We start from the raw sequence: 14,410 nt of genomic DNA, 5'->3' as shown, positions 1-14,410 counted from the left end.
TCCGAGCACACGAACACCTTGGAGGATCAGCGTGTCGTTATGCCGACCTTTCAGGCCACCGACAAGGCCCTGACCTGGGCCGATACCCCAAACATCGGCATAACCAGAAGGTCGGCATAAACCTTGTTATGCCGACATCGGCATAACAACGTGCTGACGTCATAGAGCACCAGGGCCGAAGGCCCCAGATCCGCCCGGGCGGCGCAGGCCGCCGCCAGACCCTGGCGAAAGCCCGGTTCGGCATAGCCGCCAAGACGACGCTTGAGGGTGGAGTACGACGGTGGGCTCAACCCAGCCTCGGCGATCACCCGCAAGGAGTCCAACTTACTGGTCGGCTCGATCAATCGCGCCAGCACCAACAGCCAGAACACCTGATCATCCCCAGCGGCTTGGGCCAAGCCCAGATCGGTATAGATGCGCTGCAAGGCCCCGATCAGGTGCTCAGTACGGGTGGAGGTGATCGGCAACGGCCCGGCGCTGGTGGCATCATCCAGGCCCAGGTTCAACTCCCCCTGCCCGGCTGCCAGGCGCTGGCGAGCGGCGGCCAGGAGCATCTCGTAGTCAGTATCGGTATGGGCCGAGCCGATATGCTCGATGTCCTTCGATCCGCCCCGCTTGGAGTGCACGATCTGGACCGCCCGGGCCCCCGAGGCGGTCTTGACGGTGCGGATGTAGCCCATCGGCACACTCTAGAACCCCCGAATTAGTGCACCCTTTCGACCCTCGCGAACCGCATTAGCCCAGGTCACAGCCTCGCCACTCCGCACAACCCAGACCGGTGAGCCAAGTCAGGTGAGAGCTGTGCGACTCTCGTGCTACGAGACCGCACCGATGGTCATCTGGCCCACGGGGCCACGAATCCCGAAGTACCGACACACAGACTGGGGTCCGAGATGGACACATGGAAATTGGCAGCATTATTGGTCGGGGGCTACTTGCTGGGACGCCGTAAGAAGGGCTTGGTGGCCCTCGCGACGGCTGGCACCTACGCGGCGAGGAAGTTCTCCGATTCGGACGGCGAGTTCGAATTGCCGCCGGAGATCAAGGAACTGGGTGAACGCGTCACCGGCCCGCTGCTCGAGGCCGCCAAGGGTGCAGCGGTTGCCGTCGCTGCCAAGGGCGTCGACTCGCTGAACACCACGCTTCAGGACCGGACCGCGGAGATGCGACCAGGGTCTTCGGAGTCGGAGGAAAGTGAGGACGAGTCGGACCAGGAGGAGCCCGAGGAGGAGTCTGCTGAGGAGGAAGCCTCCGCTGAGGAGGAGTCCGAGGAGGAGCCTGCTGAGGAGGAAGCCTCCGCTGAGGAGGAGTCCGAGGAGGAGCCTGCTGAGGAGGAAGCCTCCGCTGAGGAGAAGCCGAAGCGCGCAGCGAGCAGCACCCGGAAGAAGACCTCCAGCAGTACCAAGAGTTCCCCGCGCTCAAGCAGTAAGTCCTCCAGCAGCGCCAAGAGTTCCTCCGGTGGTTCGAAGAGTTCCTCGGGCGGGACGAAGCGTTCCTCTGGAGGTTCGAAGAGATCCTCAGGCGGTTCGAAGAGTTCATCCGGCGGGTCGAAGGGCTCGTCCGGTGGCAGCAGGAGTTCCTCCTCTTCCCGCAGCACGAAGTCCTCGGGGAGCGGTAGTCGCGGCAGTGGCGGCGGCACCCGGTCCAAGAGCAGCAGCCGGTCCTCGTCCTGAGGTCGACCCGAGACAAGAAGGAGCGATCCATGGCCAAGGAATCATCCGAATCGGGCTCTTTGATGGACCAGTTGGGGCTGGACAAACTCAAGAGCAGCCTCGGTGAGTACGTGAGCGGCTGGGGCGAGAACCTCGTGCAGCGCGGCGTCGACAAACTCAATGACGTCGCCGAGCAGGCGTCGAACGGTGGCGGAGCGGCAGGTGAGGCGGCTAAAGAGGGCGCCGAGGAACTCGCCGAAGGCGAGTCTCCGGCCAAGGCTGCGCTGTCAGCAGCGACCACCGGCGTGAAGGAGAAGGCGAAGGACGTCTTCGGTGGCGGCGGTGGTAGCGGAGGCAGCGGAAAGATGAGATTCGCCAACTTCGTGGAGACCATCGATGTGGGAATGCCGCTGAGCGTGGTCTACAACGCCTGGACGACGTACGACAGTTGGCCGGACTTCATGAAGAAGGCCGAGCATGCCAAGTTTAATGAGGACGACGGCACCGCTGAGATGAAGGGCCAGGTCTTCTGGTCCCATCGCAGTTGGGAGGCCACGATCGTTCAGCAGGTCCCCGACGATCACATTGTGTGGCGCTCAACGGGAGAGAAGGGCCATCTGGACGGGGCGGTGTCGTTCCATCCGTTGGGTGACCGACTCACCCGGATGGTTATCGTCGTCGAGTATCACCCCCAAGGCTTCTTCGAGAAGACCGGCAACATCTGGCGGGCGGTGGGCCGGCGGCTTCGGCTGGAACTCAAGCACTTCGTCCGGCACGTGATGACCGAGGTGATCCTGGATCCGGACAGCGTCGAGGGTTGGCGCGGGGAGATCCGGGACGAGGAAATCGTGCGTACCCACGACGAGGTCGTCGAAGAAGAGCAGGCCGAGGAAGAGCAGGCCGAAGAAGAACCCGAAGACTCCTCCGAGGAGGACGCTCCCGACGACGAGGCTCCCGCTGAGGCCGAGGCCGAGGCCGAGGAGGAGCCGGTCGAGGAGGATGAGGACGAGCCCGAGGATGAGGGTGAAGCCGTCGAGGAGGATGAGGACGAGCCCGAGGATGAGGGTGAAGCCGTCGAGGAGGAGCCGGTCGAAGAGGATGAGGACGAGCCCGAGGATGAGGGCGAAGCCTCCGAGGAAGAAGAGCAGTCCGAGGAGCGTCCCCGGACACGAAGGAAGGCGAGGTCACGATGAGTACTGCTACTGCGACGAGGCGCCACGGAAGTTACATCGAACGTCCCTCTCCCAGTTCCCTGGCCGACGTCGTTGAGATCATCCTGGACAAGGGTCTGGTCATCGACGCCTACGTCCGGGTCTCCCTCGTGGGTATCGAGGTCCTGACCATTGATGCTCGGATCGTCATCGCAAGCGTGGACACCTACTTGCGCTTCGCGGAGGCCACCAATCGTCTCGACCTTGAGGCCAAGGGTGGACGAGACCTGCCGGAGTTGTTCGGAGACAGTACTGAAAGCGCCTCCGAGGGCAAGGTCAGTGGCGCGATCTCCGGCGCCAAGGATGCCCTCATGGGCGACGATGACGAAGAGGAAGAGGCCGAGGAGGAAGAAGCCGAGTCGTGACCCCTGGGCAGGCTCCCACGAGCGAACTCTACGTCTACGGCATCACGACCGCGGCCGCCCGCATCCCCGAGGAACTCACTGGGGTGGACGGAAGCGGGGTTCGTACGCTCGAGTTGGGTGCGATCGCCGCGGTGGTCTCGGATCTCGACGATGCCGAGGACTTCGGTCGGCCGGCAGACCTGCGTGCGCACGCCAGTGTGCTGGACGCCATTGCGATGGACGTGCCGGTCCTGCCCATGGCCTTCGGGACGCTCGTGCCGGAACTGGAGGCACTGGAGGAGATCCAGGATCCCGCCCGCCAGCAGGAGTACCTGCTGGGTCTGAAGCAGGTCGAGGGTGCCACCCAGTTCACCCTGCGTGCCCGATATGTGGAGGCGAGCATCCTGAACGAGGTGGTCGCCGAGAACCCGGAGATATCCCGGCTGCGGGACGCCACCCGCGGCGACTCCTCCGAGGCGACGTACTACGAGCGCATCCGCCTCGGGGAACTCATCGTCGGTCAGATGCAGGAGAAGGCCAAGCAGGACGCCGGCCGCATCTTGGAGACTATCCGTCCGCTGGCACGAGATCTGCGCATGCGAGAGACCAGCCAAGCCGAGGATGTGCTGGATGTCGCGCTCCTGGTGGCCCATGAGGCCCGGTCGACTCTCGAAGACTCTCTTGAGCAGGTGGCAGCAACGATGCACGATCGGGTGACGTTCCGCCTGGTCGGGCCCCAGGCGCCCTACGACTTCGCGGGTGAGGCCCGATGAGCCTGCTCTGGAACGTTCTGAGCCTCCCTCTGGCACCGCTTCGCGGTACCGTCTGGGTGGCTGAGCGCGTGCTCGAGCAAGCCGAGCGGCAGCACTACGACCCCGCCTCGATCCGACGGCAACTCGATGAGGTTGCCCGCGCCAGGGAGTCTGGCGAGATCGACGACGAGCAGGCGGACGCGATGGAGCAGGAACTGGTGGCCCGGCTCATCCAGTCCCGCCGACGTCCCGACAAGGAAGGTTGAGATGGCTAAGGAAACCGAGGAGAGCACGGAGACCGCGAGCAAGGGACGGGCTCGCAGTTCGGGGAGCAAATCCGGTTCGTCCCAACGTGCCAAGGGCAGCAGTGGACGCAGCCAGTCCCGGAGCTCCAAGGCCAAGTCGGGCAGTACCGGCAGTAAGTCGGGCAGTTCCGCCAGTAAGTCGGGCAGCACGCGGAGTAAGTCGGGCGGCACGCGGAGTAAGTCGGGCAGCACCGGCAGCGGCAGGAGTGCTGGGTCGAAGGCGAGCAGCAGCAAGTCCGGCAGCAGCCGTTCCCGCTCCACCAGCAGGCGTACCAAGAAGGACGACGCTGACCAGGCTCCCGAGGAGGAAGCCCAGGAGCAGGCTGAGCCCGAGGAGGAAGCCGAGCCCGAGGAAGAGCCCGAGCCCGAGGAAGAGCCCGAGCCCGAGGAGGAAGCCGAGCCCGAGGAAGAGCCCGAGCCCGAGGAGGAAGCCGAGCCCGAGGAAGAGCCCGAGCCCGAGGAGGAAGCCGAGCCCGAGGAGGAAGCCGAGCCCGAGGAAGAGCCCGAGCCCGAGGAGGAAGCCGAGCCCGAGGCGCCGGCTGAGGTAGAGGACCAGGCTGAGCCCAACGTGCGCGCAGAACCCGAAGAACCCGACGAGCAGGACGAGGAACAAACCGGGTCACCGAGCCGTGGCCTCTCGGCCGGCGGGGCTGCTCGGGAGGCGATGAGCCAACTCGGTGAGTTGACCGGCCGCGGAATCGAAGGGGTGGTCGGCGTCGAGCGGTCCGATGATGGCTGGCTGGTCACTGTGGAGGTGCTGGAGAATGAACGAATCCCCAGCACCACCGACGTTCTCGCCGAGTACGAGGTGTTCCTTTCCGGTGATGGTGAACTGCAGTCCTACCGTCGCACCCGGCGCTATCAGCGCGGACGGGCGCGGGGAGAGTGAGGCGAGGCGGTTGCAGGAGGTGGCGCGATGACTAGTGGACCAGGTGACGCGATCCAGCCGCAGCGCTCCCGGGAAGGCACGCTGGTACACGTCGTGGAGACGCTGCTGGACAAGGGGTTGGTCCTCAACGCCGACATCATGGTCTCGGTGGCCGGGGTGGAGTTGCTCGGCATTCGGATCCGCGCCGCCCTGGCCTCGTTCGAAACCGCCGCGAAGTACGGGCTGGAGTTCCCCGCCGGGACCGATACCGACACGGTCGCCTGGCGAGAAGCCATCGAGACCAAGGAGTCCTGCCCGGAGTGCGGCAAACACTCCCCGGTAGACCAGTTGCTGGAGCAGAGTTGTCCCTGGTGCGGTTGGCAGAGTGCCCAGGCGTTGGCAGGGAAGGACCAGCCGGCGGAGGTCACCGACTCAGATGACTGAGCAGGCTAGCGGTCCTCCAGGCACTGCCGTGGGGAGCGCAGCGGAGGTCACGGAGGCGATGCAACCCACCCGCGACCCGGCGGTCACGTTGCCGGACCTGCTCGAAGTGCTGCTGAACAAGGGGGTCTATCTCAACCTGGACCTGATCATCGCCGTCGCCGACGTTCCCCTGATCGGTATCAATCTGCGCGCCACGATCGCGGGTCTGGAAACGATGTTGGAGTATGGGATGATGCGCAACTGGGACGAGCGAACTCGTGCCTGGGTGCGCGCGTCGGTATCCCGGCACCTGCCGTTGGCCACCGATGAGGACGTCGTCGCCCGGATGGCAGGTGGCTATCTGGCCCAGACCGAGCACGGATCATGGCGTCCGGGCACCATCTACCTCACCACCCACCGGCTGGTGGCCTACCGGCGCGATCCCCAGGAGATTCTCTGGCAGACCCCCCTCGTTGACATCGAGCGGGTCGAGACACGGACCGAGCGGAGCATCGGCGGAGAGGAACGTGCCCGCCTCCATGTGAGCACCGCCGGGGGCGGTACGCACATCCTGTCCGCCTCGGAGCCGGAGCGTTTGCACGACCTGGTGCGCCACCACAGCAGCCCTTCCTCGGATCCCGCGCCGCGACCCGAGGAAGCACAACCTCTGGCCGAGGGGCGGATGTGGTTCCGCGAAGGTAGTGCGGGTAAGCCCCTGTGGCGCGGCGGCACCGGAAAACTCGACGCCGAGAGCGGCCTGACCTGGAAGGGCGCCCTGGACTCCCGTCCCGCGGTGCGGCTGCGCCCGAGCGAGATCAGGTCGGTGACCCTGCGCTCCGGGGACACCCCGCTGCTGGATACGATCCTGCTCGTGCGTACTGATTCCGGGAACGTCCACCTGGCCGTCGATGACAACGAACGGTGGGCGGGCCTGATCCTGCAACTACTGCGCCGGAACCAGCCCGAACAGGTAGCGGCGGGAGCGGACCGATGACGCTGAAGGTCGACGAGAAGAGCCTCAAGAACGGCGTCCTCACGCTGGTGGTCACCTTGGTGGAGATCATTCAGGAGGCACTGGAAACCCAGGCCATCCGGCGGATCGAAGGCGGTGATCTGACCGAGGAGGAACAGAACCGGCTGGGCGAGGCGCTGATGGAGTTGGACGAGGCGATGGCCGAACTCAAAGACGAGCACGGCCTGACCGGATCCGTGGCGGACCTGCGCCGTGGTCTGGATGACGTCGTCGATGAGGTGGTGGACAAACTGATCAACCCGGACCGATGGGCTGAAGAGGCAGGTCCGGACCACCGATGAGCGCAGACCTGTATGTGTACGCGATCAGTACCCCGGCCGAGGAACACCAACTGGGGACGGGAATCGATGACCACCCACTCAGGGTGATCACCGCACCGGGGGGCGTCGCCGCCGTCGTCCATGAGCACCGGGATGGCCCGTACCAAGGTGACGATGACGACGACGTGCGCCGGTGGGTGTTGAGTCACAGCGATGTCGCGGAACGGCTCGCCGAAGCCACCGGTGCCGTGTTGCCGGTGAGTTTCAACGTCATCGTGGCACACAGCGAGGAGGACCCGGCCGAGCAGCGGCTGCAGCGCTGGTTGCATGAGAACGCCGATGACCTCGCCGCTCGTCTGGCACAACTACGTGGCCGGATCGAGTTGCGCATCGAGATCTCTCTGGACGCCGCCACCGTGGCGCAGGGGCACCCGGAGACCGAGGTGATGCGCGCGGAGATCGACGGCAGACCAGCCGGGGTGCAGCGGTTGTTACGCAAACGTCTGGAGCATCACGCCAGGGACCTGGCTGATGCTCTCGCCGACGAGTTGTACCCCGATTACCGGCGCCGGCTTGCCGCCCTCGCCGATGACCTGGTGGAGAACCGCGCCAGTCGTGCCGAACCGGGGGAGGTGCCGGTTGCCGCATTCTCGGTGCTGGCGCCGGCCGAGCGGACTCAAGCGATCGGTAGTGCGCTGGCAAAGATCCGTGACGAGCAACCGGCAGCGCAGGTCCGGTTCCTAGGTCCGTGGCCCCCGTACTCCTTCGCCGACGTGCCGACCATGACGTCCTGACCGGGAGGCCGGGGAGTCGTCGACGATCTCAACCTCCGCACCGATGTGCGTCACGTCCAGCAGGAAGCGCACAAGTCCCGGCGGGTTGAGGAAGCGCACCCGGGTGCCGGCTCCGGAGAGCCGGGAAATGGCGGCGATGGTCATGGAGTCCATGAACAACACGTCCTGAGTGTCGACGTCGACCGGCAAGCCGTAGCCGAGCGCCTCCTCGACCGCGTCATTGAGCGTGGTGATGTCGCCGGCGTCGATCTCGCCGCCGAGGGCGAGTCGGGCGCAATCGTGCGACCTGGTCAGCCTGACCCAACCCTGCGCGCTCAACCGCTCGGACTCTTCGGGCATCCTGCTCCTCGACTGGTTGACGGACGCCCTTGTGGCATCAACGTCTGGCATCAAAGTTCGGGCCGCGGCCAGGGTCCACACGTTTGCCACAACTCATCAAAAGGCCTTCGGTTTACCGTGCACTTCAACAGATCGAGGTCGACAGGAGTGTGACCAATGCCCATCAAGGAGAAGAGCACCGAGAGGGTCAGGGCGACCGAACACCGCACCGGTGACCACAGCCAACCGTGCCGTGAGTGCGGCGAGCCGACGCGAAACGCGGACCGGTACCACTACGGGTGTACACCAACGGAGATCTACCTGGGTGCTCTGTTCCGCTGATCCGGTCAGGTTCGCGCCGAACTCGCCGCAGGAAGGTCAGCGTGTGGACTTGCTCCGGCCGCTGATCGCGCCCCAGATCACCAAGACGATCACCGAGCCGAGGATGGCCAGCAGCCAGGAGGAGATGGAGAAGAACTCATCCACATCGCCCAAGCCTGTGGCTGTGCCGATCCAACCACCGAGCATCGCGCCGATCACGCCGATTAACAGGCTGGCGAGCCAGCCGCCGGCGATACGGTCCTTGAGGATCGCACGAGCGATCGCGCCAGCAATAAGACCGAGCAGCAGGAATGCAATGAAACCCATGGGGACTCCTTGTTCGATCGACGGACCGGCGCCTGATGGGCCGGTGGTGGAACCGATGGTGGCATCACCGGAGGAATCGCGCATCTTGGGGCCGCGGCGGTGACCGTGGGCGTTCGCGGTGCGCGATCGGTACGGTAGGGGCGTGCCTGAATCCCGAGTTGCCCTCGTCACCTGCGCCGACCTGCCCCGTTTGCACGAGGAGGATCGACCGCTCGTGCCCGCGCTGGCCGATCGCGATGTGCACGCCGAGGCCGCCGTCTGGAACGACCCGGGCGTGGACTGGTCCACCTACGACCTGGTGTTGGTGCGCTCGGCCTGGGACTACGCAGCCCACCGCGACGACTTCGTGGCCTGGGCCCAGTCCGTGCCGAGGTTGCTGAACCCGCCGAACGTGTTGCGATGGAACACCGACAAACACTATCTGCAGCCGCTGGCCGACCACGGCCTGCCGGTGGTCGACACCCGATGGCTGGAACCGGAGCGCGAATTCACCAAGCGCGATCTGCACAATCGCTTTCCCGCTCGGGAGGAGTTCGTCATCAAGCCGGCCATCAGCGCCGGATCAATGGACACCGCCCGGTACCGCGTGCTGGCCGACGATCGACGCGCGGCCATCGAGCACGCCTCCCGGCTGCTGGCCGACGGCCGCTCGGTGATGGTGCAGCGCTACGTGCCCGAGGTCGATGTGCTCGGCGAGATCGCCCTGGTCTTCTTCCACGGCACCTACTCCCACGCCGCCCGCAAGGGCACGATCCTGGAGGGCGCCGAACGAGCCGAGGCCGGGCGCTACCTGCAGGAGGAGATGGAGCCCTACCGCGCCAGCCGGGAGGAGATCCAGGCGGGTCAGGAAGTGCTGGCCTTCGCCCGCGCACGCATTCCGGGCCGGTCCATCTCCTCGCGTCCGCTGCCGTACGCGCGAGTCGACCTGATCCCCACCCACGGCGGGGCCTCGCTGCTGATGGAACTGGAACTGGTGGAGCCGAACCTGTTCTGCTCCCTGGAGTCCGGCGCCATCGAACGCTTCGCCGACTCCATCGTTGCCGAACTGCGCATGGGGCCGGATCCGGCGAACATCGACCTGGCCTGACCACGTGGTTCGGAACCAAGACCCGAGGCCGACGTCGCATGAACTCCGCTTCACGACGCCCGCCTCCGATTGGTTGCAGGCGCTCCCGTTGGGAAACGGCCGTATCGGAGCGATGGTCTACGGGGACCCCTGGCACGAACGCCTCCGGCTCAACGACGGCACCGCCTGGTCTGGTGGGCCCGAACGTGAGTTCACCGATGACCGGCCCGATCCGCAGGTCTCCGCGCGTGCCCTGGCCCGAGCCCGGGGGGCGATCAGGGACGGCGACTGGTCCGGCGCCGAGGGCGCCTTGCGCGCGCTGCAGCACCGCAGTTCGGGCGCCTTCATGCCCTTGGCAGACCTTGACATCACGATCGGGCCGGCCAGGGTAGGTGAGCAGTCCTCGGCCCCTGGCAACCCAGCCGCCACCACCGACCGCACCGGCAGCCCCGGCGCCGTAACCGCCTACGAGCGCAGGCTCGACCTGACCACCGCGACCCACCGCACCAGTTACCGCCGTGGGGCTCACCTGATCACCGCCACCACGTTCGTCAGCGCGCCCGATCAGGTCCTCGTGTGGACCGTCACCACCGAGGACCCCGCCGGCCTCGACGTCGACCTCGCCATGACCTCCCAGTTGCGCGGTGGCCTCGTCGGAACTCCGGGCGGAGCCGATTCGGTACTCGCCCTCACCCTGCCCACGGAGGTACACCCCCCGCACGACGACACATTCCGCGCCCCGGGTGCAGGTTCCGAGGAGCCGGTGCACTACGGCGCGGACAGCCAACCGGTCGCGGTGGCCCTACGCGTCCGGCACGACGGCCTCCAGATGCCCATCCAGGGTGGGACCGGAGTGCGCGGAGCGCGCGAGGTCACCGCGCTGGTCAGCACCGGCACCGGGTTCCGCGGCTTGGGTCGCGCGCCACGCCGGGACCTCCCGCAGGCGATCACAAGTGCGGTAGCCACGCTGGACGCGGCTGAGGCGCACAACACAGCCGAACTCGGGGCCAGGCAACGAGCCGACCACCAGGAGTTGTACGGGCGGGCCGAGGTGAGGTTCGCTCACGGTTCGAGTGCGCCCAGCGACGAACGCCTTGCGGCGGTCAATGCCACGGGCCTGCCCGAGTTCGAGCGGGACCCCGCGCTGGTGGCACTGGTGTTCAACTACGGCCGGTACCTGCTCGTCTGCTCCTCCCGGCCCGGGGGGACACCGGCGAACCTGCAGGGAATCTGGAACGCCGACCTACGGCCCCCGTGGAGTTCGAACTACACCACCAACATCAACCTGCAGATGAACTACTGGATGGCCGGTCCGGCGAACCTGCTCGAGGCGGCCGAGCCGTTGTTCGACCTCGTGGAGGCGCTGGCCGATCGGGGCCGGCGGACCGCAGCCGACCTCTACGGCGCCCCCGGCTGGGTGGCCCATCACAACAGCGACATCTGGGGTTACACCTTGCCGGTCGGTCACGGCGAGCACGATCCGGCCTGGGCGTTCTGGCCGATGGCAGGCCCCTGGCTGGTTCGGCACCTGTGGGAGCAGGTGGCCTTCGGGGCCGACGACGGATTCGCCCGCCGCGCTTTCGAGGTGGGCCGGGAGGCCGCCGCCTTCTGCCTGCACTGGCTGCAGGAGATGCCCGACGGCGGCCTGGGCACCTATCCGTCCACCTCGCCGGAGAACAGGTTCCGCACGCCTGACGGCCGCGAGGGCAGCGCCGGAATCTCCTCCACCTGCGACATCGCGCTGATCGGTGACCTCCTGACCATCGTGACCGACCTGGCCGAGCGTCTCGGGATCAACGACGACGACGTGGTGGCGGCAGCTCGTAGGGCGCTGCCGCGCCTGCCGGCACCACCGATCCGGACCGACGGCCTGGTGGGGGAGTGGGCGATGGACGTGTCCTACCCCGAGCCGCTGCACCGGCACATCTCCCACCTGGTGTTCTGCTATCCGGGCACCCGACCGATCGATCGAGACCTGGCCGGGGCGGTCTCGGCGAGCCTGGACGCCCGGGGGGATGAGTCCACCGGGTGGTCCCTGGCCTGGAAGATGGCGATGCGCGCCAGGCTCGGCCAGCCCGAGGGGGTGGAGTCCTTGATCCGCCTGGCGCTGCGCAGCAAGGAGGCCGACGCCGGCGGCCAGTCGGGTGGGTTGTACGCCAACTACCTCGCCGCCCACCCGCCGTTCCAGATCGACGGCAACCTCGGCTTCACCGCCGCACTGGCCGAGGCCCTGCTGCAGAGCCACCGCGATCGGATCGACCTGCTTCCGGCACTGCCGGCCGCGCTCGGCCCGGGTCAGGCACGCGGCCTGCTCGCCCGCGGCGGCACCGTTGTGGATGTGGACTGGGAGATCGACGACGACGGCCGGGTGGCGCTGAGCCGGGCGCGACTACGGGCCACCGCTCCCGCCGGCGCGGGCAACCGGCGGGTGTGCTTCGCCGGTGCCGGGGTGAGTGTGGACGTGCCCGCCGGCGCCCCGGTCACGCTCACCCCCGCGGATTTCGTCCCGACCGTGGCGGGGTAGGCTGCGGCCCGATGCGCCACGCCCCGTCTGAGCCCATCGGAGGATCCTGCGATGACCACCACCAACTCCTGGCCCCTGGGCGTCTCCGGGCTTGCCTACGGCTGCGACTACAACCCGGAACAGTGGCCGCGGGCCACCCGGGTGGAGGACGTGGACCTGATGGTGCGGGCCGGGGTGAACCTGGTCAGCGTGGGGATCTTCTCCTGGGCGATGCTGGAGCCGCGCGAGGGTGACTACGACTGGGGCTGGCTCGATGCGGTCATGGATCGCCTGCACGAGGCCGGGATCCGGGTCTCCCTGGCCACCGCCACCGCCTCACCGCCGCCGTGGTTGACCCGCGAACACCCGCACATCCTGCCCGACCTGGCCGATGGCACGGTGCTCTACCCAGGGTCCAGGCAGGCCTATTCGGTGTCCTCGCCGGTGTTCCGCGACTACGCGCTGCGGATGACCCGGGCGATGGCCCAGCGCTACGGCAACCATCCGGCGTTGGCGGTGTGGCACGTGGACAACGAACTGGGCTGCCACGTCCCGCACGATTTCTCCGACGACGCCGCCCGGGCATTCCGCGCGTGGTTGAGCGAGCGGTACGGCACGGTGGAGGCGCTGAACGCGGCCTGGGGAACGGCGTTCTGGTCCCAGCGGTATGACTCCTTCGAGGAGATCCTGCCGCCCCGGGTGGCGCCCCACGATCCCAACCCCACCCAGCAACTCGATTTCGCCCGGTACTCCTCCGATGAACTGCTGCGTCACTACCGCGCCCTGCGTGAGGTGCTGCGCGGAATCACGCCGAATGTGCCGATCACCACGAACATGATGCTGACCAGCCGCACCAAGTGGATGGACTACTTCGGCTGGGCGCGGGACATGGACGTGATCGCCACCGATCACTACACCATCGCCGCCGACCCCGAACGGCATATCGAGGCGGCCTTCAGCGCCGATCTGAGCCGCGGCGTCGCCGGTGGGGAGCCGTGGATGCTGATGGAGCATTCCACCTCGGCGGTGAACTGGCAGGAACGCAACCGGCCCAAGGATCCGCAGGAGATGGTGCGCGACTCGTTGTGTCATGTGGCCCGCGGGGCCGACGCGATGATGTTCTTCCAGTGGCGCCAGTCCAAGGCCGGCGCGGAGAAATACCACTCGGCGATGGTGCCCCACGCCGGCACGGACTCCGACGTGTGGCGCACCACCGTGCGCCTGGGCCGGGCCCTGGCCGCCCTGGCACCGGTGCGGGGCTCGCGGGTGCGCTCCCAGGTGGCGCTGGTATTCGACTACCAGGCCTGGTGGGGTAGCGAGCTGGATTCCCACCCGACCCAGCATCTGGACTACATGGCGGAGGTGCTGCGCTACTACCGCCGCCTCTGGCTGGAGGGGGTCAGCGTGGACATCGTGCCGCCCGGAGCCGATCTGGGCGAGTACCGGGCCGTGCTGGTGCCCACCCTCTACCTGCTCGATGACGACGCCGCTGCCTCGATCGCCGACGCGGCTCGGTCCGGTGCCTCCGTGCTGGTGACGTTCTTCAGCGGCATCGCCGATCAGCACGATCACGTCCGACTGGGCGGCTACCCCGGTGCGTTCCGTGAGTTGCTCGGGGTGCGCATCGAGGAGTTCTGGCCCTTGCAGGCCGACGAGGTGCTGCGCCTGGACGACGGCACCGGCGCCGACCTGTGGAGCGAGAACACCCACCTGGCCGGGGCGCAGGCGGTCCGCACCTGGGCACAGGGACCTCTGGCCGGAAAGCCCGCGATCACCCGCAACCAGGTGGGGGCGGGTGCGGCCTGGTACGTGGGCACCCGGCCGGACGCCGACGGCGTGCGTCGCCTCGTGCGTGACGTCCTCGCCGAGGCTCGGGTCACTCCCGTGGTGGACGGGTTGCCCGAGGGTGTGGAGGCGCAGCGGCGCCACGGCGCGGACGGCGCACGCTACCTGTTCTTGCTCAACCACACCGGCGAGGATGTGCAGGTGAGCGTGACGGGCACCGAACTGCTCACCGGAACCCGCGCCGAGGGTGCCTACACACTCCCGGCTGGGGAGGTCGCCGTCGTCCGGGAAGCCTGACCCAGCTCCCCGCCCCCCACCGCCCACTTGCCCACCCCACCCCACCCCACCGCCCCCACCCGCACCCTTAGCGGTCGAGGGCGACCCCTGGGGTCGAAAGCGACGCGCCGACCGGTCGACTATGACCACGGGCGTCGTTCTCGATGAGGTG

Annotated in this window: 16 protein-coding genes; 13 read left to right on the top strand and 3 right to left on the bottom strand. The window is 67.4% G+C overall.

From position 1 onward, the window contains the following. Window positions 1-50: 50 nt before the first annotated feature. Window positions 51-680 (bottom strand): hypothetical protein, encoded by a 630-nt coding sequence (locus ACPL7H_RS17690; protein ID WP_424798088.1) that lies wholly within the window; start codon window positions 678-680, stop codon window positions 51-53. A gap of 213 nt (window positions 681-893) precedes the next feature. Here ACPL7H_RS17690 and ACPL7H_RS17685 point away from each other — a divergent pair, with 213 nt between their 5' ends. From ACPL7H_RS17685 to ACPL7H_RS17640, 10 genes are read left to right on the top strand one after another with little or no spacing between them, the layout of a single operon-like run. Beyond that, the gene (locus ACPL7H_RS17685) at window positions 894-1,673 is read left to right on the top strand and encodes a hypothetical protein (protein ID WP_424798087.1); all 780 of its coding nucleotides are present in this window, start codon (window positions 894-896) and stop codon (window positions 1,671-1,673) included. A gap of 29 nt (window positions 1,674-1,702) precedes the next feature. Then, window positions 1,703-2,845 (top strand): SRPBCC family protein, encoded by a 1,143-nt coding sequence (locus ACPL7H_RS17680; RefSeq protein WP_424798086.1) that lies wholly within the window; start codon window positions 1,703-1,705, stop codon window positions 2,843-2,845. Then, complete coding sequence (gene gvpJ, locus ACPL7H_RS17675; protein ID WP_424789199.1) at window positions 2,842-3,228, top strand: gas vesicle protein GvpJ; 387 nt, start codon at window positions 2,842-2,844, stop codon at window positions 3,226-3,228. The genes ACPL7H_RS17680 and gvpJ overlap by 4 nt, the downstream gene beginning before the upstream one ends. Beyond that, on the top strand, window positions 3,225-3,980 hold the full coding sequence (locus tag ACPL7H_RS17670; protein WP_424798085.1) for a GvpL/GvpF family gas vesicle protein: 756 nt from the start codon (window positions 3,225-3,227) through the stop codon (window positions 3,978-3,980). The genes gvpJ and ACPL7H_RS17670 overlap by 4 nt, the downstream gene beginning before the upstream one ends. Then, window positions 3,977-4,225, top strand: a complete 249-nt coding sequence (locus ACPL7H_RS17665) for a gas vesicle protein GvpG (RefSeq protein ID WP_424791690.1) — start codon at window positions 3,977-3,979, stop codon at window positions 4,223-4,225. The genes ACPL7H_RS17670 and ACPL7H_RS17665 overlap by 4 nt, the downstream gene beginning before the upstream one ends. 1 nt (window position 4,226) lies before the next feature. After that, window positions 4,227-5,153, top strand: coding sequence for a gas vesicle protein GvpO (gvpO, locus tag ACPL7H_RS17660; RefSeq protein WP_424798084.1), 927 nt, complete (start codon window positions 4,227-4,229; stop codon window positions 5,151-5,153). A 27-nt stretch (window positions 5,154-5,180) separates the two neighbouring features. After that, window positions 5,181-5,576, top strand: a complete 396-nt coding sequence (locus ACPL7H_RS17655) for a gas vesicle protein (RefSeq protein ID WP_424798083.1) — start codon at window positions 5,181-5,183, stop codon at window positions 5,574-5,576. Between the two features lie 58 nt (window positions 5,577-5,634). Further along, entirely contained in the window at window positions 5,635-6,549 is a 915-nt protein-coding gene (locus ACPL7H_RS17650) for a gas vesicle protein (RefSeq protein ID WP_424798082.1), read from the top strand. Beyond that, window positions 6,546-6,869 carry a gas vesicle protein K gene (locus ACPL7H_RS17645; protein ID WP_424789205.1) on the top strand — a complete coding sequence of 108 codons (324 nt, stop codon included), beginning with the start codon at window positions 6,546-6,548 and terminating at the stop codon, window positions 6,867-6,869. The genes ACPL7H_RS17650 and ACPL7H_RS17645 overlap by 4 nt, the downstream gene beginning before the upstream one ends. Then, a complete protein-coding gene (locus ACPL7H_RS17640; protein WP_424798081.1) occupies window positions 6,866-7,642 on the top strand; it encodes a GvpL/GvpF family gas vesicle protein in 777 nt (258 codons plus the stop codon). The genes ACPL7H_RS17645 and ACPL7H_RS17640 overlap by 4 nt, the downstream gene beginning before the upstream one ends. Here ACPL7H_RS17640 and ACPL7H_RS17635 read toward each other — a convergent pair. Further along, complete coding sequence (locus ACPL7H_RS17635) at window positions 7,589-7,981, bottom strand: STAS domain-containing protein (RefSeq protein ID WP_424789207.1); 393 nt, start codon at window positions 7,979-7,981, stop codon at window positions 7,589-7,591. The genes ACPL7H_RS17640 and ACPL7H_RS17635 overlap by 54 nt on opposite strands. A 357-nt stretch (window positions 7,982-8,338) precedes the next feature. After that, the gene (locus ACPL7H_RS17630; protein ID WP_424789208.1) at window positions 8,339-8,608 is read right to left on the bottom strand and encodes a GlsB/YeaQ/YmgE family stress response membrane protein; all 270 of its coding nucleotides are present in this window, start codon (window positions 8,606-8,608) and stop codon (window positions 8,339-8,341) included. A 142-nt stretch (window positions 8,609-8,750) separates the two neighbouring features. Between ACPL7H_RS17630 and ACPL7H_RS17625 the strand changes: the two genes are divergently transcribed. Genes ACPL7H_RS17625 through ACPL7H_RS17615 form a run of 3 tightly spaced genes read left to right on the top strand, consistent with a single transcriptional unit; the run spans window position 8,751 to window position 14,259 of the window. Beyond that, a complete protein-coding gene (locus ACPL7H_RS17625; RefSeq protein ID WP_424798080.1) occupies window positions 8,751-9,695 on the top strand; it encodes an ATP-grasp domain-containing protein in 945 nt (314 codons plus the stop codon). A 4-nt stretch (window positions 9,696-9,699) separates the two neighbouring features. Beyond that, window positions 9,700-12,198: a glycoside hydrolase family 95 protein gene (locus ACPL7H_RS17620; RefSeq protein ID WP_424798079.1), complete on the top strand. Its 2,499-nt coding sequence runs from the start codon at window positions 9,700-9,702 to the stop codon at window positions 12,196-12,198. Between the two features lie 51 nt (window positions 12,199-12,249). Further along, the gene (locus ACPL7H_RS17615) at window positions 12,250-14,259 is read left to right on the top strand and encodes a beta-galactosidase (protein ID WP_424798078.1); all 2,010 of its coding nucleotides are present in this window, start codon (window positions 12,250-12,252) and stop codon (window positions 14,257-14,259) included. Window positions 14,260-14,410 lie beyond the last annotated feature (151 nt).

It is taken from the genome of Pseudactinotalea sp. Z1732, from assembly GCF_049724975.1.
GTDB lineage: Bacteria > Actinomycetota > Actinomycetes > Actinomycetales > Beutenbergiaceae > CALKWS01.
The sequence above is the reverse complement of the archived record's forward strand: the minus strand, read 5'-3'. Positions and strand labels throughout refer to the sequence as shown.

Excerpts from the sequence above, each read along its gene's own strand:
- ACPL7H_RS17690 (WP_424798088.1), bottom strand. The coding sequence starts at position 680 with ATGGGCTACATCCGCACCGTCAAGACCGCCTCGGGGGCCCGGGCGGTC.
- ACPL7H_RS17685 (WP_424798087.1), top strand. The coding sequence starts at position 894 with ATGGACACATGGAAATTGGCAGCATTATTGGTCGGGGGCTACTTGCTG.
- ACPL7H_RS17680 (WP_424798086.1), top strand. The coding sequence starts at position 1,703 with ATGGCCAAGGAATCATCCGAATCGGGCTCTTTGATGGACCAGTTGGGG.
- gvpJ (WP_424789199.1), top strand. The coding sequence starts at position 2,842 with ATGAGTACTGCTACTGCGACGAGGCGCCACGGAAGTTACATCGAACGT.
- ACPL7H_RS17665 (WP_424791690.1), top strand. The coding sequence starts at position 3,977 with ATGAGCCTGCTCTGGAACGTTCTGAGCCTCCCTCTGGCACCGCTTCGC.
- gvpO (WP_424798084.1), top strand. The coding sequence starts at position 4,227 with ATGGCTAAGGAAACCGAGGAGAGCACGGAGACCGCGAGCAAGGGACGG.
- ACPL7H_RS17655 (WP_424798083.1), top strand. The coding sequence starts at position 5,181 with ATGACTAGTGGACCAGGTGACGCGATCCAGCCGCAGCGCTCCCGGGAA.
- ACPL7H_RS17650 (WP_424798082.1), top strand. The coding sequence starts at position 5,635 with ATGCAACCCACCCGCGACCCGGCGGTCACGTTGCCGGACCTGCTCGAA.
- ACPL7H_RS17645 (WP_424789205.1), top strand. The coding sequence starts at position 6,546 with ATGACGCTGAAGGTCGACGAGAAGAGCCTCAAGAACGGCGTCCTCACG.
- ACPL7H_RS17640 (WP_424798081.1), top strand. The coding sequence starts at position 6,866 with ATGAGCGCAGACCTGTATGTGTACGCGATCAGTACCCCGGCCGAGGAA.
- ACPL7H_RS17635 (WP_424789207.1), bottom strand. The coding sequence starts at position 7,981 with ATGCCCGAAGAGTCCGAGCGGTTGAGCGCGCAGGGTTGGGTCAGGCTG.
- ACPL7H_RS17630 (WP_424789208.1), bottom strand. The coding sequence starts at position 8,608 with ATGGGTTTCATTGCATTCCTGCTGCTCGGTCTTATTGCTGGCGCGATC.
- ACPL7H_RS17615 (WP_424798078.1), top strand. The coding sequence starts at position 12,250 with ATGACCACCACCAACTCCTGGCCCCTGGGCGTCTCCGGGCTTGCCTAC.